The sequence below is a fragment of the Winogradskyella undariae genome (assembly GCF_013285155.1).
Classification (GTDB): domain Bacteria; phylum Bacteroidota; class Bacteroidia; order Flavobacteriales; family Flavobacteriaceae; genus Winogradskyella; species Winogradskyella undariae.
Window position 1 is genome coordinate 52887 of record NZ_JABTEL010000011.1, and the last position, 23439, is coordinate 76325.

Genomic DNA, 23439 nt, shown 5'->3' on the forward strand with positions numbered 1-23439 from the left:
TTCCATTTAGTATTCTATAGTATTTCAACCTTACTAACACCATTACTTTTCTTTGTAATTTGAATTTGAGTAGGAATACGTTCTTTTAAATTTTCTACGTGAGAGATAATTCCGATCATTTTACCTTGAGATTGCAACGTCTCTAAGGTAGAAATTACAGTTTCTAAAGTATTGCTATCTAAAGTTCCGAAACCTTCATCAATAAATAAAGAATCTATTTTCACGTTTTTACTTGCTAAATCAGACAATCCTAGGGCCAAAGCCAAACTAATAATAAACTTTTCTCCACCACTAGAAGTATCTACTAATCTCGCTTGATCAGTTTGATAATGGTCTATCAAATTAAAATTAAGCTCTTCTTTGGCTTTGTAAGAGTCTTCCATTTTTAATGAATAACGCTTGTTTAATTGATACAAATGCACATTGGCAAGATCTAACAAATGTTTTAACGTTAAACGCTGTACATAGACGTTAAATGCGTCTTTAGAGTTTCCTATAATTTTAAAGAGTTCTTTCCAAACTTTACAAATTTTATCTTGAGCGTCTATTTTTTTATAAGTTTCTTGGTTTCTATCTTTTATTTCTTTGTCTTTTCTAAAAGCTTCTACAATTTTACCTTTAGCAGTTAACAGCGCATCTTTTTTAGTTTTTAAATCGACTAAAATTTGTTTGCTTTCAGATTCAGAAGTTTCAAAATTTTTAGTTTCTTGTAATAACTTTAGATCCTTAGCATGTTCTTCTTTTAAGGTCTTTATTTTAAGTTGATTTTCCTTAATGCGTTCTTTATTCTTTTTATACTCATTCGCTATTTCTTCGGATAATAATGCTGTTTCAATGTTTTCTTTTGATGTAAACTCACTGCCTTTTAATTTAGCATTGAGTATTTTTATAAAGTCAGATTTTTTAATTGATAAACTTTTTAAATCAGTTGTAATATTTACCTGTAAAGTTTCTTGTTTTGTTTTAGTATTGAGTAAGTTTTGTAAGGATTCGTTACTCAATTTTGCTTTTTCTACAAAGGTGCTTTTTGCTTTTTGTAGCTGATTTCTTTTGCTTTCTACCGAAATATCAATTGGTAAAAGAGCAATTCTTTCTGTTGTTAATTTCTGCTGTTTTGTTGTTGCTTCTTTAATTGTTTCAGCAAAAACAACTTTGTTTTTAGCATGATTTTCTAACAGATCTTTAAGGTTTTCTATTTTTGTGTTTAGAATCTTACTTTCAGATTTTAATGCGTCTAAACTTCTTTCTGCTTTGTTAAAAAGTGCAATGTTTTCATCTATTTCTTTTAAAAATAGATTGATTTCCGAAAGAATAGGAAGTTGATATTTATATTTAGAGAGTTTTATTGTTAAGCTATTCTCTAATTTTGTACAATGAGCATTTAATTCTAGAATTGATTTTTCTTCTTGAAGAATTACTTCTTTTGCATTTTTATTTTTTTCTTCTAATGTTGCAATTGTTGTTTTTAATTGATTGATTGCTTCTTGCTGTTTTTGAATCTCTTTAGAGAATTGGTCTTTATCTATTTGTAATTGTTGAGCATTTTTTAAACTAGTATTAATTTCAGCTAACTTATTTTTAAGGGAAAGTAATTCAATTTCAACTTTTTCAAAATCAGTTAATTCACAAACAATTAATAATTCCTTTACTTTAGAATTTATTGAAGATAATTCGGTTGATTTTCCTTTAATCTGTTCTTGAAAATTTTCTATACGAGTTTGTATGGCCGTTTTTTTATTATTAAAAAGCGATTTTTCTTCGTTTAACTTTTTTAAATCTTCCTTTCTTTTGGTCAATTCTATTTCAGATTCCGATATATTTATTGTGGGTAAATGTTCTGTATACGGATGCTCTTTAGATCCACATAAACTACAAGGTTCTCCTTTTATTAAACGATTTCTATCCTCCTTATATTTAGCCACGCTTCGCTCTAAATCTAATATTTTAGTAGCATCAATAACTAATTTATCCTGATTTTCAAGGACTTTTTGCAGAGCTATTATTTTATCAGTAATTTCTTTTAAATCGGTTACGTATTTTTTCTCATCCGTCTCTAAATCAGTTTTATCTTTTGCTATTTTTTGATGTTGTTCCGCAAAAACTTTAAATTGTTTCCAATTATTTTCAGACTGATTGTATTTTTCTTTTAACGCTAATAAATCACTTAATGTATTCTTTTCTAAGTCTTTGTTTAGTGCTGCAATTTTTTCGTCAATAACTTTTATTGCTGCTGATTTCTCTTGAAGAATACCTTTGGTTTGTTTTAAACTTTCAGTTGTTTTTGTGATTTCTATTTTCTTGTTATCAACTAATAAATTGCTTTTTGAAATCGCTTCTTTATGGTTTTTTAAAGTTGATAAATCTGTTCTCCAATTTGTTATTTCTAAGGCAACTGATCTTAAAAATTCGTTTTGTTTTATAAAACTTTCTTTTGCTTTAATTTGATTTGTAGTCTCATTAAAACTGTTGACTAATTTACTTTTGTCTTCAGATGCTTTTTTGATTTCTAACTCAAGTTTAACTAAGCTCTCAGAAGTTTTTTCTTTTACAATTCGTTCGTTTTTTAAAGCACTGTCTAAATTTGTAATCGTATCAAATTTTGGCAACCATTCCGCAAAATCTTTTTCTGCAATTTCTACATTATTAGTGTCTGCTTTGGTTTGCTTTTCTAAAAGAAGTATTCGTGGTTTTAGTTCTGTTACTATTTTTTCAATTTCTTTTAGTTGATTTTCTTTTAAAACAGTTTCTTTTTCTGTTCTATTCAAATCTGTTATTAACTCTTTAAAAGGCAATGCTTTTTCATATAAAGACAATTGATCTAATGCTACTTGGTGCTTCTCTACAAAAGATTGAACACTTTTAGATTTCTCTTCATGTTCTTCTCCTTCTTTTGTTAATTTTAGAAAGCTAACATACCAATCCACAATTTTTTGAGAAGACTTTATCGCAGTTTCGGTAAGTTTAATATCAGCATCTAACGTTTTATCTTCAGAAATTAAATTCGCTTTAGCTTCTTCATTTAAAATGTCATCAGCATTTATTTTGGCTTCAATTTCTCTTAGTTTTTTTTCTTCCTCAGATTTTCGATCTAAAATTCCTTGACCAATTTTTTTATAAATCTGTTCGCCCGTAATTTGCTCTAATAACTTTCCTTTTTCTGGACCTTTTGCCGTTAAAAAAGAAGCAAATTCACCTTGCGCTAACATTACAGATCGTAAAAATTGATTGTAATCTAATTGAGTAGCATTAACTACTTCGGTAATTAAATTTCGTTTTTGAGTCGCTAAAATAGTATCTGTAGTTAAGTTTTTTAAACTGACTTCTTCCTTTGGGTTTTTATATGCTTTTCCTTTTTTATCAGCAATTCTAATTCCCCAGAAAGCTTCGTAGATGGTTTTATCATTTTTAAAAGTTATTCTACTAAAAGCATCATGTGCACCATGACTTACAACATCTAACAAAGTACCTTTTGATCCGTTAAAACGCGGAACGTTGTGATACAGAGCAATGGTTATTGCATCTAAAATAGTGGTTTTTCCTGCGCCTGTAGAACCGGTAATTGCATACAAACCAACATCTCTAAATTGTTCATTTTCAAAATCAATAACAATAGGAGTATCCGATTTTAAGGAATTTATATTTTGTAATTCTATCTTTAAAATTTTCATAGAGAAGCTGCCTTATTGTTTTTTAACGGATTGTAATATTTCATTAAAAGCATCCCAAACTTTTGGTCTTTGTTCTAAATCATAATCCATTTCTTCGCATTTAAGTTTAAAAACTTCTGTTGGTAATAATTCTTTAATTGATTTTGTATTCTCCAACAATTCTTCAATTCCTTTAACTTTTCGCTGATTTTTCAATCCTATTTTTAAGATTTCAAAAGGATATTGTGCTGCTTCATACTTTAAATCGTCTGTGTTAACTGTATGATCTTCTTTTAAAGCAATTTCTACCCAAGGTGTTAATTCATAAGAATTAGAAGTCAAACTAGAAAATTTAGAAATACATTCTTGCAAACTACCTGTAAGTTTATAAAACTCTCTAAACTTCGGAATTACATCATCTTTAATGTCAGCAATTTTATTATTTTCTATAGATAAAATAATGACTTTTTTATCGTAATTAATTTCACTAAAACTTAAAATATTAGGAGAACCAGAATAACGAACTTTGTCGTTTCCGCCAATTATTTGAGGTCTGTGTAAATGTCCTAAAGCTACATAATCAAAATACGTAGGGAAATCTTCAGCACCAATATGCCCTAAAGTTCCTACATAAATATTTTGTTCACTATCAGAAATGGTTCCGCCGGTTGCAAACAAATGTCCCATGGCAATTACAGGCGCATTGGTGGTGTTTATAAGTTTGCATTGGTGTGCAGCAGAGACATAATGGTTAATTAATGCTGTTTTATATTTATCTGTTAATTCATCAAAAGTTTCACCAGCAACAGCACGTCTAATATCACCATCACGTAAATAAGGAACTGCAGCAATAATTACTTTTTCGTTGTTTATTTCAATTTCAAAAACTTCATCTTTAATGTCTTCAGTTGCTTTACCAACTACTTTTATAGACAAAGCACCTAAGATGTGTTTTGGCGCATTTAAAGTACCTGGAGAATCATGATTTCCGCCAGTAATAATAATCGATTTACAAGAGGTTCCGTTTAGTTTTACTAAGAAACTGTAGTACATTTCTAAACTTTGATTAGACGGAGAACCGGTATCAAAAACATCTCCAGAAATTAAAAGCACATCAATCTTTTGATCAATAATATAAGTTTCAATCCAACTTAAAAATAGTGATTGTTCTTCAAACTGAGATTGTTCATGCAATCGATGTCCCAAATGCCAATCGGCAGTATGCAGTACTTTCATATATTAAAATCTGATATTTTCTATTAAGCTTAAGACTGAAGGTTTTCTTTTACAAATGACACTTCTAAATTTACAAAAAACAATTAATTAGTATTAATGTTATTCACAATACTCATAAATCATTAACCTGATATCATCAAAAGTAAAATATTTAAGAAATAGAATTAATAAAAATAAAGAACATTGTTTTTTAAATAAATTGCATTTTTGGAATCAAGGCATAATTTTTTTTACCTGAATTATATGCAATTTTAGAGAAAATAGGAAACAAAAAAAAGCTCCCAATATCTTGGAAGCTTTAATTTCTATTGTGACCTCGACTGGATTCAAATACATATCTAGTCTGTACTATTTATAGGTCTTTATGATGCTTGTAAAATACTGTTGACCGATTTGTTGAAATATCGGTTGATTTTGATTGGTTTACCTTGTCTTTCAATCTTATTACAAAGATACTAAAATCAGAGATTCAAACCTATATAAACGGTACTAAATGCTATGAAGACTTTTAAAAATTAAGATTGATTTGCTGAGCTCTTTCAGCGATTAGCTTATTAAAAGCTTCTTTGTTCTCAGGACTTAAAAAACTATTTTCAATGAGTTGGTGCCACTCTTCCATTCCTGTTTCTATACGCTGCCATATATTTTGTATGGCCTTTTTAGGAATACCACTCCCTTCTATGGCCACATCAAAATCAGAACGTCTTAAACGATTCTTTTTTCCATTGAGATTAAGTGCTAGTTCTTCTGGATCATCTACTAATAATTGTGCTGCAACCATATCATATGCTGGTGCTAAATTATAGTTCCCTGGTACTTCTGCTATCAATGAGAAGTTTTTTAAGTGCATATCATTATTACCTATTAAAAATGAGACAATAACCTGTTCATAGAAACGGATGATATCTATTAAAGGGTTATAGCCGTAGGCTTTTATTCCTTTTGCTATTTGTTCATAGGATCCTCTGTACTTGTACTCTGTTAATCGTTCTGTGAATTGACATGCATCTTCCATTGCTAGTTTACTACCATCGGGTTTGCGGTCTATTCGTCTTGTGAGATATGCAAGCTCTCCATCTTTTAATGGAATTAATAAGAAAGGAACTGTAGCTACACCACAAGCTTTTGCCAGGTGCATGGATAAGGCTTCTATTTGTGGCATTTCAGGGTATAGTGAAAAAGGCGGCTTCAATATGAAACGACCGTTTAAAGCGCCAACGATGGTTAGACGTTTATCGTTATCCTCTTGCTTATTAAACCCTAGAGATAGCTTTGGTTGCACACCTGTAACTATTAAACGTTGGGCAATATTCTCTTTAGCCAACTGATCTATTTCAGACATGGCATAATCTAGTTGTATTACTGGCTTATTTTCTTGCCAAAATTCTTTGAGACAAGCCTCGTGATACTGGTTATTATTTTCGGTAATTGGTTGGTGACAGGCTAAACAAATCATATCTCACGTACGCTTATGTTGCCGATACAGTCATGACAAGTGGTTAGTAATAATCCCATACGGTCTCTAGGGTTAAGCTTCCAGTTTTTGTGTGCAATCTCTAGTAGCCACCCTTCTGGTATTAATCCATCGAAGAAAGGAAATAGGTATTCTGACTGAAACTCCTTTTCTTGTAATGGTAATGATAGCGCAATCGCTGCAGCATTCTTATGATTAAGATAGTCTGTGTGATACTTAAACCTGTATCCTTCATCGGTTTCTTTCAAGATACCTGCTTGCTCGTTATTGATCCAGATGGTTCCTTGTCTCATTTCTTATAGGTGTTGGAGTTAATGTATGTCCGAAGAATTGTAATAATTGATTGACCTTATCTAGCATTACGTTTGGTTTTCCTTGTTCTAATTCACGAAGAAAACGCAGGCCTAATCCGGTTAAATCTGCAAGATCAATTTGTGTATAGTTGGCTTCTTTACGTCTGTTACGTACAAACGTTGCTATAGCATTATTGCGGTCCCATTCTTTCATAATTATACCTTTATGGGTGCAATTTAGTGATTTTAATCGATATTATACCCTTTAAGGTGTAATTAACATATAAACAAGCAAAGCTATACCCGAAAGGGTCTATTTATAAAGCACTCTCTAGATATTTTATAACAATCTCTTTTTTGATACCGCTATACTCAGCGAATTCATCTGCCGTGATAAATTGGTGTGCTTCTTTTCCGAAGTAGGTTTTAATTTCATTTAAGAGCTTACGACCGTAGCGTTCACTTCTTCCTGTGATACGCTGAATGTCTTTTGGATATATGCAGGCTCTTACTATTCTCATTTTATACTTTATCTATACACGGTCTATACCTCATCTTGGGTTTGTCTATATGACTTGTTACGGCATAAAACGTATCCATCGGAATGGATGGTTATGTGTATTTGATTTCTTCTATAAATCTACTGTCTTTTGTCTCATAATCAAAATTTTAGAACATTATGGCAAAACAAACAGGAATTATTAAATTGAAAGGCACCATTGGTGATATTTCATTTTACAAGAGCGCAGACGGCTACCTTGCGCGTTACAAAGGTGGTGTTGATGGAAATCGTATTGCAAATGATCCAGCATTCCAGAGAACCCGTGAAAATGGGTCTGAATTTGGACGTGCAGGCAAAGGTGGTAAAGTGATCCGAAATGCTATTCGGGTGCTTTTGCAGAATGCGAAAGACAGCAGAGTTGTGAGTCGATTGACAAAGGTTTTAGTGGCCATCACTAAAACGGATGCGGTTCATGAACGTGGACTAAGAACCATTGAAGATGGTGATATGAACACTTTGTTAGGCTTTGAGTTTAATGTTAATGGAAAATTAGGTGCGACGCTTTTCGCCCCTTATGTCACTACTTATGATCGTTCTACTGGAGAGGTCGACGTGGATATTGCTGCATTTGCACCAACGGTGCGAATTACTGCTCCAGGTGGTACCACACATTACAAATTAGTCATGGGAGCTGCAGAACTTGACTTTGCCAATGAAGCCTCTGTATTTGAAAGTGCAGAAACCGCTATCCTTCCCTATGACAGTACCGATACGGCTGCGATTAACCTTTCTGTGACTTTGACAGCAGCATCTGTACTTCCGGTGATTCAGGTTGTGGGTATTGAATTTTACCAAGAGGTGAACGGACAAATGTATCCGTTGAAAAACGGTGCTTTTAACGCGCTATCTGTAGCGAAAGTAGCTACTGTTTAAATGGATATTTTACTGCAAAGGACCTATTACGAAGCGGGTACGAATAGTGCCCTCTTCTGTAATGGTCAATTTTTAGGGTTTGCTATTGAACTGCCCTGGAAATCTAATCAGCGGAATATTTCATGTATTCCTGAAGGCATCTATACGCTGAACGCGCGGTATTCGGCAAAGTTCGGACCTCATTTACATATTGTAGATGTGAACGGTCGTCGTCTTATACTACTGCATCCTGCAAATGATGCGCAGCGTGATCTTCGTGGTTGTATTGCTCCTGTTACGCAGTTAACAGGTCTTGGAAAAGGGATCCATTCAAAAGCATGCCTTCAAAAATTAGTATCGCTATGCTATCAAGCCTTCGATAGAAACGAAAATGTATTATTAACTATTAAATCTTAAACCATGAATATTGTAGATCGTTATAAAAAAACAACGCCAAAGTTCTTCAGAACTTTAAGAAATATCGGTATCGCCTTAGCCACTGCTGGCGGTGCTATTATTGCAGCACCAATTTCATTACCAGCAATAGTGGTGACGGTAGCGACTTATATGACTGTTGCCGGGACTGTTGCCACGGCCGTGAGTCAGGCTGTGATTGTTGATGCTGATGCTGATGATGATGATGCTGTGACTGAACCTCCGAAGTCACCGACAACAACACCATCTCACAAGGATCCAAAAGATTCTGCATCAAGTTCCGGATAAAATGACACAAAATGTGACCCCTATTCGTTTTTCAATTCTTGGTGGCACGGTTTCCTCTGTGTGGTTTCAAATCACATCTGAAGATCTCCTCAAAACTGCTGTCATGGCTGCTTTTGGTGCTATAGTCAGTTATTTTGTTTCACTACTGATTAAACGCATACATCACTTTTTTCTGAAACGAAAGAATAATAAAAAAGAGCTTCACTAGAGGCTCTTTTTGGTTAACGCAATCATTCAACTATCCTACAAAACCCTTTCCTATTATTTTTAACGAAAAACAAAAAAAGATAACTATCTCATTGGTGGTGTGGGGATGCTGTCAAGCTTTTTGGACAAAATAATACGCCTAGTTTTAGGTTTAAAAAAATGATCCGCTTTTTTCGGCGGATTATTTTTTTCAAAACCTTTGGCTTGAGCTTTATAGCATTTTAGTGGTGGCCGATGGGAACCAACTATATTTGTGTTCTTTTTTTTAAACCAATAACTGAACACAACCAACAAACCAACCAAGGACATGATTCATCCAAATATTTTCTAATTGTGCGCCAAGTTATTAGGCTATTCAATCTTTAAAAAAATATTGAGATATTGTGCTTCTATCTCTGCAACTTCTTCTTTTTTTAATTCTGTAAATTCTTTTTCCAAAGCTCTTTTTGATAAAGTACCATTATTCTGTTCTAAAAACCGAACCATTAATGCTACTAATTTGTCTGGCATTTCAAAATGATTATCTAAATACCTTTTAAATTCATCATATTTTTGCAAATAACTTACTTCTTCTGGAATCACCCTTTTTAAAGTATCCGCTACACAATCATATAAAAATTCAGCTTGTTTGGTTGCATCAAAATAACGATAAAAATCAATAGTATTATTTGTTACTTCTATATTATTAGTTTCTGTTCGACTCCATGTTATATAATCTAATAACGGGTGGGAATAAGATTCTAAAACAGCTTTATAATCCTCTATATGATCTAAAATTGAGGAAGAAACAGGAAAAATAACCCCTTGTTGTGTTAATTTCTTTTTTGCTAAAATATGATGTATAATATAACGATGTAAACGTCCATTACCATCTACAAAAGGGTGTATAAATACAAAACCAAATGCTATGGTTGCAGCCGCTAAAACAGCATCGTAACTTTTATCCTGCACTACTCCATTTGTTGCCATTAACCCCTTTAGTAATTGTTCTATGTCATTTTGTTTTGCAGAAATATGATCTGGTATTGGTTCTCCTGTACTTCTATCATGCTGCCCTACAAAACCCCCTTCGTTACGTAACCCCATGGTTAAAAATCTAGTATTTTCAATAACTATTTGCTGTAAACGTTCTAACTCTTCAATACTTAAAGGTTTATCTCCAGCTTGCCCAATTGCTTTCCCCCAGCGCATAGCCCTGTTATTTCCAGGGTTTTCACCTTCAATAGTAAAAGACGCTTTAGAATCTTTTAATAGTAAAAACGAATATGCACGTTGTAATACATCTTTATGAATACCCTGTAAGAACCTATTTTTTTGATCGGATAAATTGGCATTGATATATTTTTCTAATTTTTCAGTTTTAAAAATTAACGGACAAAAATCTACGGTACCTGGAAGATTATTAATTATTTTTTGTCTTACAGCTTCTTGTCCTTTTATTACATATTGCATTTTAGCGTCTAACAACGGAATATATTTACGTTTTTTTAAATCGACATCTACATGAATCTGTTCTTGCTGAAGCCACTCATACAAAAACCAAATTTTACGACTATATTGACCACTAGGCTCTATATGTAATATACCTTGTACTTTATCTTTAGTTATTGCATTAAATAATGATTTAAACACTAATAAATTTATGCCTTCATATTTAATAGCAAACACCAACTGTTTGTATAATGTTTCTTCTGGTTGGTAGGACGCAGGAAACACTTTCCATTTGCCGTTACTATATTTTTTGCTTTTGTCAGCTATTAATGCTAATGTGTTTGGAAATGGTATTGGTAACTTTAAACCTTCTATGATAGCACCGTACCCCACTATTTTCCCTTTTTCAGGTATGGTTTTTCCTTGAAATATAGATGTTACTACTAATGATGTTACTATTTCCATGTTTTAATTTCTTTTAATACTACTCAAAGATAACCAAAAACACGCGCGCTATTCATAAAAAATGAGCGCAAAATTGAAATCGAAAATAAAAACGAGCGCAAATTAAAATTTAAAAACGAGCGCAATTACAAAAAAATAAGCGCAAAACTCATTTAATAGAAAAAAGTAAGCGCAAAAAAAATACGCTTTTTACGGCGTATTATTTTTTTCAAAACCTTTGGCTTGCGCTTTATAGCATTTTAGTGGTGGCCGATGGAAGCCCACTCTATTTGTGTTCTTTTTTATACTTTAAATTCTGCCCATAATGGATAGTGATCTGAGATGAGCCAGGACAAATTATTATTGGTTAACACTCGATTTTTTAAAGCCACATTTACAAAATCATAATTACCTCCATTTATAAAATCCATTGCTAATTTAGGACCACCATCATCACTATTGAACCAAGCAATTTGATCGTAGTACTTTGTTTTATTGAAAATGGACCTGGTTACTTTTTCGTCTTGTAATTGCGGTGGAACATAAAGCCCTTCAGATAAAAATGTTTGATTTAGCAAATCGCCACGAGCATCTATATTGAAATCGCCTAAGACAATAAAGTCTTGATGGTATGCATTCACATTCTCCGCCCATTCCCTGAGCCATTTGGCTATACCACGCAATTCGGGAATACGGCTATTCTTATTTTTACCATATAAAATATGTAGTGTTACTAGAATAAATGTACGTTTTCCTGATTTGAAACTTACGGCATACGGTGCTCTTACAAATTGATTTGAAAGTGCGTTATCTTTAATTGCATCTTCCCATTCTTCTGGCACTACAAGTTCGCCTGCTAATCCGGAAAGTTGTACACGACGTGTATCAAAGACATAAGCCATGCGTTCACCGTTCCCCACTTTTCCTTTGTTTACATCGGTTAAAATTAATGACCAATCTGAACCCAATACTTTTAATGTATCCCTTAAAGCACGGATGTTATCTTTTACTTCTTGTACTGCTATAACATCAAAACGTTTTATAATTTCTGCAATGCATAGAATTGAATGTAAATCTCTTTTAGGTGAATCGTCATCATCAGAATCCCATTTACGTGTGAGGTTTCCAAATGCTCTAATGTTCCAGGTTGCAATTAGAAGGTTTTTATCTAATTGTTTGGAAGGTATTTTAATGTCTAAGTCGGCTTTTAGAAATTCTAGATTCTCTATAACTTCCTGAGGTGGTTGTTTTTGTATTGCATTCATCTCTCAATATACTACTATTGGTTCTTATTTCCAATTGTTTGATAAGCAGGTAATCTAAAAGGCGCGAGCCGACTGCGAGATGAGCAAGGGTGGTGTGATGAATAGCCCGTTGCATTTTTTTGCAAAAGGGCGCAGCACAGCAACGGTTTACCGCAAGGGTGGCGCAGTTTTTTGATTTGTTGTATGGTGGCTTACTGTTTATTCGCTTAGGTAAGTGTTGTGCTGATTTGAAGTTTTTGACGGTAGGAAAAAGCGAGGATTGGTACTACTCTTACTTGCCAGGACAGCAGCTGTACCATTTTTTTTATGGTTCTGCTGCGTCCGTTATTGAGATCCTTTAGGTTTATTGTTTCGGTTTCAAAAAATGTGACACCCGTAGACCCACAGCTTTAACTCTTTTAAATCTTAACGTTTTATGGCCCTTTAATTATCCGTAAAAAGCTACTATTGAGCACCTCTTTACTGTGGGTTTTGCCCGCAGCGACCCGCAGGCTCGCGAAATATTAAATAGCGGTTGTCCCTTAATTTTTAGCGCTTGCGCTTTGCGCAAAACCGCTTTGGATTTTAAGGTACAAGAGTAGCTATGGGTGAGGAATAGTGTAGTGTGTGGCATAGTACAAATACATAGTGCTGCGAGGACGTGTCGCCGCAGTAGTGCTATTTATGGTTTGGGCAAGGGGTTGGTTTGAGCGGTTACTTATGTGGTTTGCGAATTATGAATAAGATACCCACTTTCGTGGGTACTGTGCCTTGCCCAAATGTACTATATAACAAAATGGAACGCCTGACGAACACCTTATTACCTGCCTACCTTGATTTTGATGTTAGTGGTTGTGTTTCATAGGACCGCGTACTTCTATGAGTCCTACTTATGTTTTATTTCCTTTAATTTGTCCCCAGATTGTCTTTAATCAAAGATCAACGTCTCTACTTCATTTAACCTTTTAAGTGGCTTCAACCTATTAATTCTAATAATCTTATAATTTTTGCCCCCATCCTTTTATCTAAGTCTCCATTATCATTAAGAACAGAAACGAATCCCATCTTACATTGGTGCTCCATTTCTTTAGGCCCCTCCTTTATATGGCTTGAATAATCATCCGTTAAATAGGATTTAAACTTATTCTCTGCATCATCTCCAGGATATAAAAGCATAGCTTTTTCCGCATCCCAAAAACGACAATAGCTATACATCTGGCGTAGATCACTTACCGAAGCAGAACTTCTTAGTGGACGTTTCCATTTCGTGTCTATGATAAAAGTCTTTTCTCCTTGCCGCAATACAATATCTGGTCGCAAACTATTATTGCCCCAAAATGATTTTGACTCTTGCCCCGAAACTTCAATACCAGAGCCTTCACAAGCTTTCTTAACTTGCTTTAAGATATAAGTCTCCCACAAATCATTCATATCAAATAATAGGGACAACATCTTTTCTTTACCACTTGAAATGTCTGGGGAATAGTTTAAAATAATCAGTCGTGCTAACTCTAAAGCCTCAGTATAGCTGTTGGACTTCCGATTTAATTTAATAGTCTTGAGTTGCTGTGCGGTGATTGTTTTCTTATCTACTGCAGGAAAATTCAATAGCACTCTACTGCTTAAATCACAAAGCCGTGTACCTTTAGTAAATTGATCAACGATGGTTAAGGCTTTATACAATACCTGATGCAACACGTGGTTAGTATCATAAACTTGATGCGTCGTATAAAAACGTTCTTTATGAACCGCATTATGCCTTATATGACCTGCAAATTCTAACTTTCCTTTTAATGCTTTAGTATTTTGGGTTTGCTTTCTATACTGCTTAATAACTCCTTTTCGAATAAGCGCTTCGACCTCGTGCAAGTACAACTCAAAATAAACTTCTAACAAGTTAAGATGTTGTCGCTTTACATGAGCTGCACCAGAAGACTCTGCCTTTAGTTTGCCACACGCCTTAAGCATTTGAAGCAACACCCCTTTCCATCTATTATCGTCATCATCCTTATCCGCTTTCGGGTGAATCTCTATCGTTAAGCCATCCACCTGAATAACACCTACGTACTGGTTGAATTTAACCCCTTTAGCAATAGGCTCAAAATAATTCCCATCATGGTAGTCATTGAGTTTTAAAAGCGCATCTAAATGCATTTGCTTAAAACCATGCTCACCAACATAAAGACGTTGGTGTTCAAAAACAGATATAGTCTTACGAGTCGTCAATTATTTAGTTCTTTTTACTTCAGCTTCACCTAATAAGAGCTCGATGGCTTCAATGATTGATGTACTATCCACAGGTTTTAAAACATAGGTTGCCGTTTTAAAATCATTAGCATTTTCATAATCGAAACTAGCAAATTCAATCTTATCATTTTTTATTTTCTCAACGAAACCTTTCCCTAGCACCAAACCTATTTTACCATAATCACCATAAAAGTATTCTTGTAATAAGGGTACTATTTTATTTGTAAATGCCTTGGCTAGTTGCTTTGCTGTTTCTACTCCAACAAAATAAGAATGTCCAATTGCATGCTCTCTATCAATCAATAATTCTATACGTTCATTAATGGTTTTTAAAACGTTTGAAAGCCTTATGCCCTCTACCTCCCCATTTGCTATAATGGCATAATCGGGCATCATTTCTTTGAACTCAAAACGACGGCGTAAAGCGGTATCTAAAGCCTCTACGGAACGGTCTGCGGTATTCATGGTGCCATAAATATCTAGATTAGAAGGCACGCTGAATTCCTTTTTAGAGTACGGCAGTTTAATACGCAATTCATTTTTAGCCCCTGTTCGTTTATCGACTTCAATAAGCGTGATGAGTTCTCCAAAGATGGCGGACACATTGCCACGATTAATTTCATCAATGAAAATAGCGTACCTATTACCAGGGTCATTTTTAGCTTTTGTACATAGCAATTTAAAGACACCATCTTCAATGGTATAGCCCAAGTCTTTAGCCTCTTCAGCTTCATTTTCTGGCAATACAGGTTTTATACCCTCTATAAAATCTTCGTAAGCAAAGGACTGATGAAAGGTTACAAAACTGTAATTTTTAATCACCTTATCAGGGTTGGCCTTAAAATTATTAACCTTGTCTAGCAAATCATATAATTCAGGGACCTGCTCTTTTAAGTCTGCTTCTAATAAAGACCAAGATTTATCTTCATTCTTATCAAAAATAAATGGGGCTTGCCTTTGGGTATAAGCGACGTTTTTAGACTCTATAATGGTGTGCATTTGCAATGTACCCCAAAGTGTTGCTCTTACATTTTTAGATTCCGAAAGACTCGCTTTCTTTGCTACCCATCTATTATCTAAAATAGCGTTGACTCTAGCGGTACCCATTTCTAATAAGGCTAAAGCAACAACATGCCACCATGTTAAATCGGATACTGTTTCTTCAAAAAACTTATCATGAGATATTGAGGTCTCTTCAATAGTATATTTATCAAATAGCTTATCTTTTAAATAAAAGGTTTTACCAGTTCCTGGTGGACCATATAGGATTTGGTTAACAGACCTATCTATGTTTTTCTTATTCATTGCAGCACTTTTACCATTATTTACTTTTTCCGATAAATAAAATTCTTCATGTTCTGAAATTTTTTGATCCTTTATCCAATCTTCCACATCCAGATCATCAAAAATTATGGTCTTAAGCGCATAATTCGTAGAATTTGCATCTTCTTTCCAGCGTCTAATGGATGACTTTATCTCTTCATGATATTCTTGTTCTAAACAAGCCCTATGATTTTCTAAAATAAATTTAGGAATCTCATTCCAATCTGTCAGATTTAGATAAAGGTTAATCTTATGATCTCCCCCTTTATATTCATAGATTTCATATTTAAAACCTTGCTGTTTAATCTTTTCTTCAAGTTCAGCATCTATAATAAAGTTGATGTATGCCTCTCCATTCTTTTCACTATAACCATATACATTTCGCATCCCTATAAAATACATTACGCGATTATCGCTAGAAATGGCTATGCGAGCATCATAAGGATCTCGCACCAATTGTTCACTAAACGCACTAGCGTAATCCATACAGCTTTGAAAAAGCTCTTTGTGACTCACTTGTTTATGATAGTAAGCTATAAAGGTATTTGCATCTGTTTGATCGTAGATTAGTTCTTCATTGATATATACGTCAAACAGCTCACATACCAAACTTCTATTAGGCAAACTTGACTTGAACTCCGTTAAAGCCAATCCATTCTTTTCGGCAATCGATTTTATAGCCCATTGAAACGGAAATTTCTTGTCCGTTTCATCATGCGCTAGATTATATCTCCAATTATCTTCTAATGCTTGTTGCGGCACCTCCTTTTCTATAGTCATAGAAAACCAAGCATTAACCTGATCTGAAGTTATCTGTGATATTGCAGATTTAAAATTTCCCTTTCTGTATTTGTACAAGGCATTTAAAGCATTTCTATTAGTCCCCTTAGATCGATCTCCAAAATCAAACTCTTTCCCCTTTAGTCCATATAATTCCAATACCTCCTTTAGTTGCGGTACTTTAATTTTAAAAAAATCAACAGGCTCCCCCTTAAGATTAACGTAATGATCTTCTATCTTGGATATTGCCTTTTTATAATTATAAGCCGTATTCTCTTTTTTATTATCAAAAGCAATCAACCATTGCTCGTATTTGTCTAAACTCATAGTCTATTACATTGTTTCTTTCCACACATAATTAATCATTACCAACTCTTTAATAGCGTCTTCTGAACATTTTATTGAATTACATTCCCCAAAGGCTAATTTACTTTTTCACCCAATTTTATCTTTACGGATAACCGTATTACTGCATAAGGTATACGTTGTTCCGCTTTTTGTTTACTAAAGCATGTTATTGTAGCTAATGATTGCAATATTGATTCGATGACAATTTTATTTGATGTTTATTTCCTGCAAGCTAAACTCAAGTTCTTCGTAGGCATCAAAGAATATATTAATATGCTTTACAAATAGTTCCAATTCTTTTATTTGGTAAATAGGAAATTGGTCACCAAACTTTAAGTGAGCCAAATCCTTATTGTGGGCAACCCAATTCCTTACCTTTTTTATTGCTTCTACAGAACGTGTGTTAAATTTAGATGATAGATAATTTTTGCTAATCATGAAATAGAGCAAATCATTTAAAAAAAATGTCTGAAAAGGATTAAAATTCAATCTACGATTCTTCTCTATTTCTTTTTTTGAATCATCATTAGGCATACATTTCTTATACCTCTTTTCAAAATGCGAATTGTTTTTAGATTCTTCTTTCATCCATGAAATCAAAGAATCATTTGTTTCATTCTTTTTAATCAAATAGATACGTATTAAATTTTCAAATTGATAAACTAATTTATACGTTTCAAAATTTATAAAAGAATTATTGTAGTCAGTAACGTGGACAACGCCTTTTATAACCTTTTTCTCCATAACAAATAAGACGTCATCATGATTACCACTTTTAAATTTATTTAATGTTTTTGAATCGAAAAGTAAATCTGTAGGATTACAAATTAGATCATCAGACAACTTTGTAGTTTGAAATTTATCACCTATTAACTTATAGCATGATTTCCGATCTTTCCCTGGTAAATATGTGATATTATTATTCTTGCAAAACTTTATTGAATTAGTTACATCTTTCTCTTCGTAAAACATCAAGTCCCTTACATAAATGTCGCTAATAGTTGCATATTTTATATTGTCTATCATGTTTTCTTTTTATAACCTCTCCCATGAAATCTAATTTAACAAACTAGCTTTCAAAACTTTTACATGAGTTAGAGTTAGTTCTTATTTTCTATATTTCACGAGCTCTATTTAATTACTACTTCTTAAACTCTCTTTCTACATTTCATATAATTAACCACTATAACCATAACCTGAATCCATTGCATCAAAAGACCATGACTCATTCTCATTAAAAAAAGAATCAAGTGTTTCTTCATGTTTTGATTCTGTATTACCATGAAGTGCTCCAAATTCATTAAGAAATTGATTCTCTTGGATTTTACTAGCCTTTATATTACCTGAAGCAAATTTAAATAATGGTTCATCTATATTTGTTTCCTCTTTAAACTCTATTGAAATTCCATGAAATTTAAAAATAGATAATCCTTGTATTTCATATTCATTAGGTGCAGATATACTGTATTTAACAACTTTTGACTTTACTTTAATTACCTGAGCAGCTGCTTGTGCAGCATTAGAACCTAATTTTAAAACCATAGATATATCCAATGAAATTAAGGCATTAATTATTTCATATTGAAGTTTTAATTCTGGTATGTCCGCAATTTTTGAACTTACCATATTTAAATCCTCTTCCGATGATAAATATATTAGTCTACCTACTAAATAGCGTAAAAGTGTATGATGTGATTTTAGCCCAAGTTTGTTATCAATTTTTAATTCAACCTTAGACTTAAACAAGTCAATATAATATTTATTTAAAATTTTAAAATCATTAACTATTTCTGATACGCTCAGTTTTCTATTTCCTATTAAATTACCAAACCAATCTTCTAGTCTACGATTTCTGCGAGACTTTGATCTAATATCTTCTGAAATCATAGGAATATCAACTCTAATACCATTTTTAATAAATGTGTCATTCAGATCATTAATTTGATCAGGACTGTCTATTACAAATTGCTTAAGAATAACAATATGCTTCATCCACTTGTTTGATAACTCTTGATCAATTGCAATAGAATTTAATAACCAATCTTTAGCTGATATTTGAAATATTTTATCTTCTTTGTGTAAATCTAAATTTAACGCTTCAAGTAGTTCCGCTAACTTTTGCGCATAAACCTTTACTTCTTCTGAAGATCCAATGATAATAATATCATCCACATAACGCCAATATCGATTATTGGTTATCGATTCCATTGTTTCATCAACTTTATTTAGCACTAAATTTGCAATCAAATGACTAAACATAGGACCAACAAGTAATCCCTTTTTATCTGAATCACTTTGAACCTTTTCATATTTACTCAAAAAATTTAGACCCAACCTCTTTATTATATCATTTATTTTAGTTTTATCACATGTATCAATCCATTTATCTTTAGCTAATTCTAAGCTAATTGAAGGATAAAAAGATTTAATATCGAAATAAATAACTTCTTGATCTATATTATTCTCACAAGTTTGCTTAATAGAATCATGTCTATCTTTCCAACCATGCATGTAATGTTTATAAATTAAATCTTCTTCATCTGAGACTAAAAGATAACTATAGACAGATTTACTAGAATGAAACTCAATAAAATTTGAACATTCATTTATTAACACAGACTCCGCTATTATGTCATTTGGTCCTGGTACATAAATCGTTCTTTGTTTAATTTCATTATTTGTAAATGTTTTAAAATGTTTCGTCTTTAAAAAATTAGGTTTTTTATTTTTTATTGAAAGATTCACAGCGACCTCCTTAGCCCAAACATCTGTTTTACTTGCAGTTGTATCCAGATAATACCTTAAAGACAAGTAAGCAATAATATCTCTCTTCCGATAATTATTGATTGCTTTTATGGCTATTGTTTCTGATTTCATAATCTTTCTGTATTAAATCTTACGACAGCAACACTAGTTCTTGATGTAACATCTATTAATCCATGATTAAAAAAGGCCTGTGAAGTTTCTATTTTAATGTCCTCTGTGGAACCAATAAGTTTTTTAAACTTATTCTTAAACCATTTTATTGCCTTTGGAAAAAAGCTAATAAAACTAATTTTATATTTGGGTTCTAACCAAATTGCGATAGTTGACTTTCCTGAAAAGTGATTAAAAAGTTTTTCAAATTGATGCTTTACATCGTTCCATTTACCTTCTCTCTCAAGAAATCCTGTAAAATTTGCCAGTAATAAAATTTTATCATTATTCTTTTGGCTTAACGAAGTTATTTTATTTATTAATTGTAAAGTTGAATCGTCATCTGTAACATCCCAAATTTCAGTATGTAATTGAACATAAATTTCATTCTCTTCAAGATACTCATTTAATTCATCAAAAGACTCTTTAAAAATATCAATTGCTGTTTGTGAAATTTCACCAGCCAAAATTTCTATACTCATAGGAATAGGCGGAAACACTTTTTCCTCTCGTAATTGGGCAATATTACAAAGTAAAGAAAGAGAAGCTGCACCTGTACCTGATGGAATATCTGTTATAAATACATCATATCCACCAAGGGATTTTACGAATGCGTCTGAAACTTCTTTTAAATCTTCTTTAGGATCTAAAAAGGCTAATTGAAATCGAGCACAAGACCCATTATAATTAAAAGAATAATGTTTATGAGTTGCTTCTTCATCTATACCACCAATTTCACCTCGGAAATTGTTTTCAGTAGCTTCAATTAACAAATCTTTTTCACCAAGTAGTTTTTTCCAACAATCAATTATTGCGTGCGGTAATGTCATTGTTTTCTCTGAACTATCCCATAATGACTTTGGAATCATATCAGGACAAATAATTCTTGCCATAACTTATTTCTTTTTCCTTTTAACAGATTGCTTCGTGCCTCGCAATGACGCTTTCATTTTTTGTATCTCCTCCAACAACATGGCAGCACTACCATCCGTATCTAACTGCGCTACCAACTCTCCTTTAAAGGCTTTGGCTAAAATAGCTTGTGGTAAACTGTCTATTTTTGTTTTTAGGCTTTGGTATTGCGCTTCTATAGCTTCTGCTTTGGCAAATAAATGCTCTACACGTTTTACTATTTCGGTTTGTTCTTCTAACGATGGTAAATTTATAGACAATCCTTTAACCGATTTTTGATTTATAGTATTTTGTCCAGCACTTGTTGATAAAGAGTTCTTAAGATACAATCTTCCATCTCCATTATTTGAAATATAAGTAAGATATAACGGAATTATCCTTTCTGAATCAACAGTTAACCTTATGAAATGATCACAGAAAGCTTCCTTAATTCCCTCATTATTATATAGAATAAAAAGACCTGCTAAATCTACACTACCATTTACCCTTATAATTAATAAGTCATTATTGTTTAGTGTATATTTAATTCGTTCTTTTTCTGTTAGCTGAATCTTTCTTTCATTACCAAAAACTCGTATCCCATTTTTAAAATCGGCTAATCTTAAAACGGTTAAATCTTCTCCTTCTCCACTTCTTTTAGAAAGTCCATTCCCTGCAAATAAAACTAGATGTTCTAAAGTAGTTTCCTCCCATTCCTCCAAATCCTTCCCAACACGCCATTCCTCAGTAAGTTTACCTGTTACTGCTTGGGTTAACACCGCTTGTCTAAAATTTTTAAGGATTTGTGGTATGTGGTTTAAACGGGTTTTAAGGGTATCTAGATGCCCAAATAACTCGTCTAACTTGGTAACAATGCGTTGTTGTTCTGCTAGTGGTGGAAGTGGGATTTTAATAGTTTCAAATTCCTTGTATTTTAAATTTCTTAGATTGTTACTTCCTCCTTGATATTTCAGAATTTCTCCAGACAAATAAAAAGAATCCAAATAATGCTTGATAAATTTCTTATCTAAATTATCATAAAGTCGAACCATTCTTAAAAAGTTAGTACAGACTTTTTTACAATCAATATTTACATCTAAAGCTTCTTCATCTATATAAATTGTTCGTCCAACTGGCTGATCTGGTCCTCCTCCTGAGATTTCTAATAAAATATCCCCTTCAACTAAAGCTCTTTTTTCTAAACTTGCTGATTTAATTTTTCTTATCGAAGCTGTACTTCCCTTATCTCGTTCCCAATTTTTTATTTCGCTTCCTCTAATGCAAGAAACAATTTCAGAATCAACATCAAATTCAAATTCTAAATCTTTTCCCCAATCTCCACCAATAACAAAAGCTGTAAGCTCTTTAAATTCAGTTTCAACCCAATTCTTTGGCAATTTATTCTCCATCTAGTTTAACGCTTTAATTATGGCATTCAACTCTTTGGTTATGCTAGTTAATTCGGTTAGGGCTACTTTGGCTATGTCTATAGGTTCTCCAATGTCTTCAGCTTTGGTAATGCTATCGTCTGCAATTAAGCCTAAATCTAAAGAGTCGTTCTTTTTGGCAATAGTTTCTCTAGTTATGCAGCTAAAACGTTCGTCTTTAATTTTGTTGCGGTCTTTGGCGGTGTAGGCTTTCTCAAAATCTGCAAAATAGCTTTCGGTAAATGGTGTGCGTTTACCGAAGTTGGGCATATTGGTACGCATATCGTAAAACCACACGTTTTTGGTATTGGCTTTATCTGTTTTACCACGCTCAAAGAATAGCACGTTGGTTTTTACACCTGCTGCGTAAAAAATACCTGTTGGTAAACGCAAAATGGTGTGTAGATTGCATTTTTCCATGAGGTCTTTACGTACGTTTTGTCCGTCGCCATCTTCAAACAATACATTATCTGGTAAAACTACTGCTGCACGTGCGCCACCACGTGTGTGTAAACTGCGGTAAATACCTTGTAAAAAGTTGAGTTGCTTGTTTGAGGTTGGATAGACTAAGTCGGTTCTGGTTGGTCGGTCGCCACCTTTTTTAGTTCCAAATGGTGGGTTTGCCAGGACTAAGTCCATGTTTTTAATGCTTTCACCATAACTACTTAAAGAATCGCCTAGAGCAATGTTTCCGCCCATACCATGTAAAAAAGCATTCATCATGGCTAAACGATGGGTATCGCCTACCAACTCGCAACCACTGTATTGCTCGGTTTGTAAGTGGTTGTTTTGTTCCTCGGTAAGGTTATAAATATCGTTATGCTTTAAAATGTAATGATGTGCAGCAATCATAAAACCATAGGTTCCACAAGCAGGATCGTTAAGGCGTTCGCCTACTTTAGGATCCATTAAGCGCACCATCACATTAATTAATGGTCGTGGTGTAAAGTATTGTCCTGCTCCCGATTTTTTCTCGCTTGCATTTTTTTCTAGCAAACCTTCGTACATTTCGCCTAAACCTTCGTCTTTGGCTTCAAACCAATCTAGCTCATCAATATGTTTTATAATTTTACGTAAGTTGGCAGGTTCTTGTATGCTGGTTTGTGCGTTATTGTATATTTTCTGGATGTTGCCTGTGCTTTCCGTTCCTAATTTTAATAGTAACTGACGGTAAAAGGTGGCGAGTTCTACGCCTTCTTTTTGTTTTAGGTCTTCCCAACGGTAGCCTTCTGGCAACTTATCGTTATAGTCGGTTTCTTCTGCCATTTTAAGGAACAGAATAAAGGTGAGCTCGTTTAGGTATTGGTGGTAGGTGATACCATCGTCTCGTAATACGTTACAGAGGTTCCAAAGTTTGTTTACTATTTCTTGGGTTGTTAATGCCATTTATATGT

Annotated in this window: 18 protein-coding genes; 3 read left to right on the forward strand and 15 right to left on the reverse strand. The window is 33.3% G+C overall.

Features of this window, described 5'->3' with window-relative positions:
• Nucleotides 1–14: 14 nt before the first annotated feature.
• From HSX10_RS14425 to HSX10_RS14450, 6 genes are all read right to left on the reverse strand, one after another.
• Nucleotides 15–3668, reverse strand: coding sequence for an AAA family ATPase (locus HSX10_RS14425; protein ID WP_173588948.1), 3654 nt, complete (start codon nt 3666–3668; stop codon nt 15–17).
• Nucleotides 3669–3680: 12 nt separating this feature from the next.
• Nucleotides 3681–4883 (reverse strand): exonuclease SbcCD subunit D C-terminal domain-containing protein, encoded by a 1203-nt coding sequence (locus HSX10_RS14430; protein ID WP_173588949.1) that lies wholly within the window; start codon nt 4881–4883, stop codon nt 3681–3683.
• A gap of 508 nt (nt 4884–5391) precedes the next feature.
• Nucleotides 5392–6339 (reverse strand): HipA domain-containing protein, encoded by a 948-nt coding sequence (locus HSX10_RS14435; RefSeq protein ID WP_173588950.1) that lies wholly within the window; start codon nt 6337–6339, stop codon nt 5392–5394.
• Entirely contained in the window at nt 6336–6650 is a 315-nt protein-coding gene (locus HSX10_RS14440) for a HipA N-terminal domain-containing protein (protein WP_173588951.1), read from the reverse strand. Before HSX10_RS14440 ends, HSX10_RS14435 begins: the two co-directional genes overlap by 4 nt.
• Nucleotides 6622–6864, reverse strand: coding sequence for a helix-turn-helix transcriptional regulator (locus HSX10_RS14445; RefSeq protein WP_173588952.1), 243 nt, complete (start codon nt 6862–6864; stop codon nt 6622–6624). The genes HSX10_RS14440 and HSX10_RS14445 overlap by 29 nt, the downstream gene beginning before the upstream one ends.
• Nucleotides 6865–6967: 103 nt before the next feature.
• The gene (locus HSX10_RS14450) at nt 6968–7171 is read right to left on the reverse strand and encodes a hypothetical protein (protein WP_173588953.1); all 204 of its coding nucleotides are present in this window, start codon (nt 7169–7171) and stop codon (nt 6968–6970) included.
• Between the two features lie 158 nt (nt 7172–7329).
• Between HSX10_RS14450 and HSX10_RS14455 the strand changes: the two genes are divergently transcribed.
• The 3 genes from HSX10_RS14455 to HSX10_RS14465 are packed head-to-tail and all read left to right on the forward strand — an operon-like array spanning nt 7330 to nt 8787.
• Nucleotides 7330–8085 (forward strand): hypothetical protein, encoded by a 756-nt coding sequence (locus HSX10_RS14455; RefSeq protein WP_173588954.1) that lies wholly within the window; start codon nt 7330–7332, stop codon nt 8083–8085.
• Nucleotides 8086–8481 carry a DUF5675 family protein gene (locus HSX10_RS14460; protein WP_173588955.1) on the forward strand — a complete coding sequence of 132 codons (396 nt, stop codon included), beginning with the start codon at nt 8086–8088 and terminating at the stop codon, nt 8479–8481. It begins immediately after the preceding gene.
• 3 nt (nt 8482–8484) lie between these two features.
• Entirely contained in the window at nt 8485–8787 is a 303-nt protein-coding gene (locus tag HSX10_RS14465; RefSeq protein WP_254453250.1) for a hypothetical protein, read from the forward strand.
• A gap of 558 nt (nt 8788–9345) precedes the next feature.
• Here the strand turns inward: HSX10_RS14465 and HSX10_RS14470 are convergent.
• The 9 genes from HSX10_RS14470 to HSX10_RS14510 form a co-directional block, all read right to left on the reverse strand.
• Nucleotides 9346–10890 (reverse strand): Fic family protein, encoded by a 1545-nt coding sequence (locus HSX10_RS14470; RefSeq protein ID WP_173588956.1) that lies wholly within the window; start codon nt 10888–10890, stop codon nt 9346–9348.
• 281 nt (nt 10891–11171) lie between these two features.
• Nucleotides 11172–12134 (reverse strand): endonuclease/exonuclease/phosphatase family protein, encoded by a 963-nt coding sequence (locus tag HSX10_RS14475; RefSeq protein WP_173588957.1) that lies wholly within the window; start codon nt 12132–12134, stop codon nt 11172–11174.
• A gap of 954 nt (nt 12135–13088) precedes the next feature.
• On the reverse strand, nt 13089–14339 hold the full coding sequence (locus HSX10_RS14480; RefSeq protein WP_173588958.1) for an McrC family protein: 1251 nt from the start codon (nt 14337–14339) through the stop codon (nt 13089–13091).
• Nucleotides 14340–16790, reverse strand: coding sequence for an McrB family protein (locus HSX10_RS18670; protein ID WP_217363284.1), 2451 nt, complete (start codon nt 16788–16790; stop codon nt 14340–14342).
• A gap of 228 nt (nt 16791–17018) precedes the next feature.
• Nucleotides 17019–17837 carry a hypothetical protein gene (locus tag HSX10_RS14490; protein ID WP_173588959.1) on the reverse strand — a complete coding sequence of 273 codons (819 nt, stop codon included), beginning with the start codon at nt 17835–17837 and terminating at the stop codon, nt 17019–17021.
• A gap of 150 nt (nt 17838–17987) precedes the next feature.
• On the reverse strand, nt 17988–19688 hold the full coding sequence (locus HSX10_RS14495) for an RNA-directed DNA polymerase (protein WP_173588960.1): 1701 nt from the start codon (nt 19686–19688) through the stop codon (nt 17988–17990).
• Entirely contained in the window at nt 19685–20620 is a 936-nt protein-coding gene (locus tag HSX10_RS14500; RefSeq protein WP_173588961.1) for a hypothetical protein, read from the reverse strand. Before HSX10_RS14500 ends, HSX10_RS14495 begins: the two co-directional genes overlap by 4 nt.
• A gap of 3 nt (nt 20621–20623) precedes the next feature.
• Nucleotides 20624–22027, reverse strand: coding sequence for a restriction endonuclease subunit S (locus HSX10_RS14505; RefSeq protein WP_173588962.1), 1404 nt, complete (start codon nt 22025–22027; stop codon nt 20624–20626).
• Nucleotides 22028–23431, reverse strand: a complete 1404-nt coding sequence (locus HSX10_RS14510; RefSeq protein WP_173588963.1) for a class I SAM-dependent DNA methyltransferase — start codon at nt 23429–23431, stop codon at nt 22028–22030.
• Between the last annotated feature and the right edge of the window lie 8 nt (nt 23432–23439).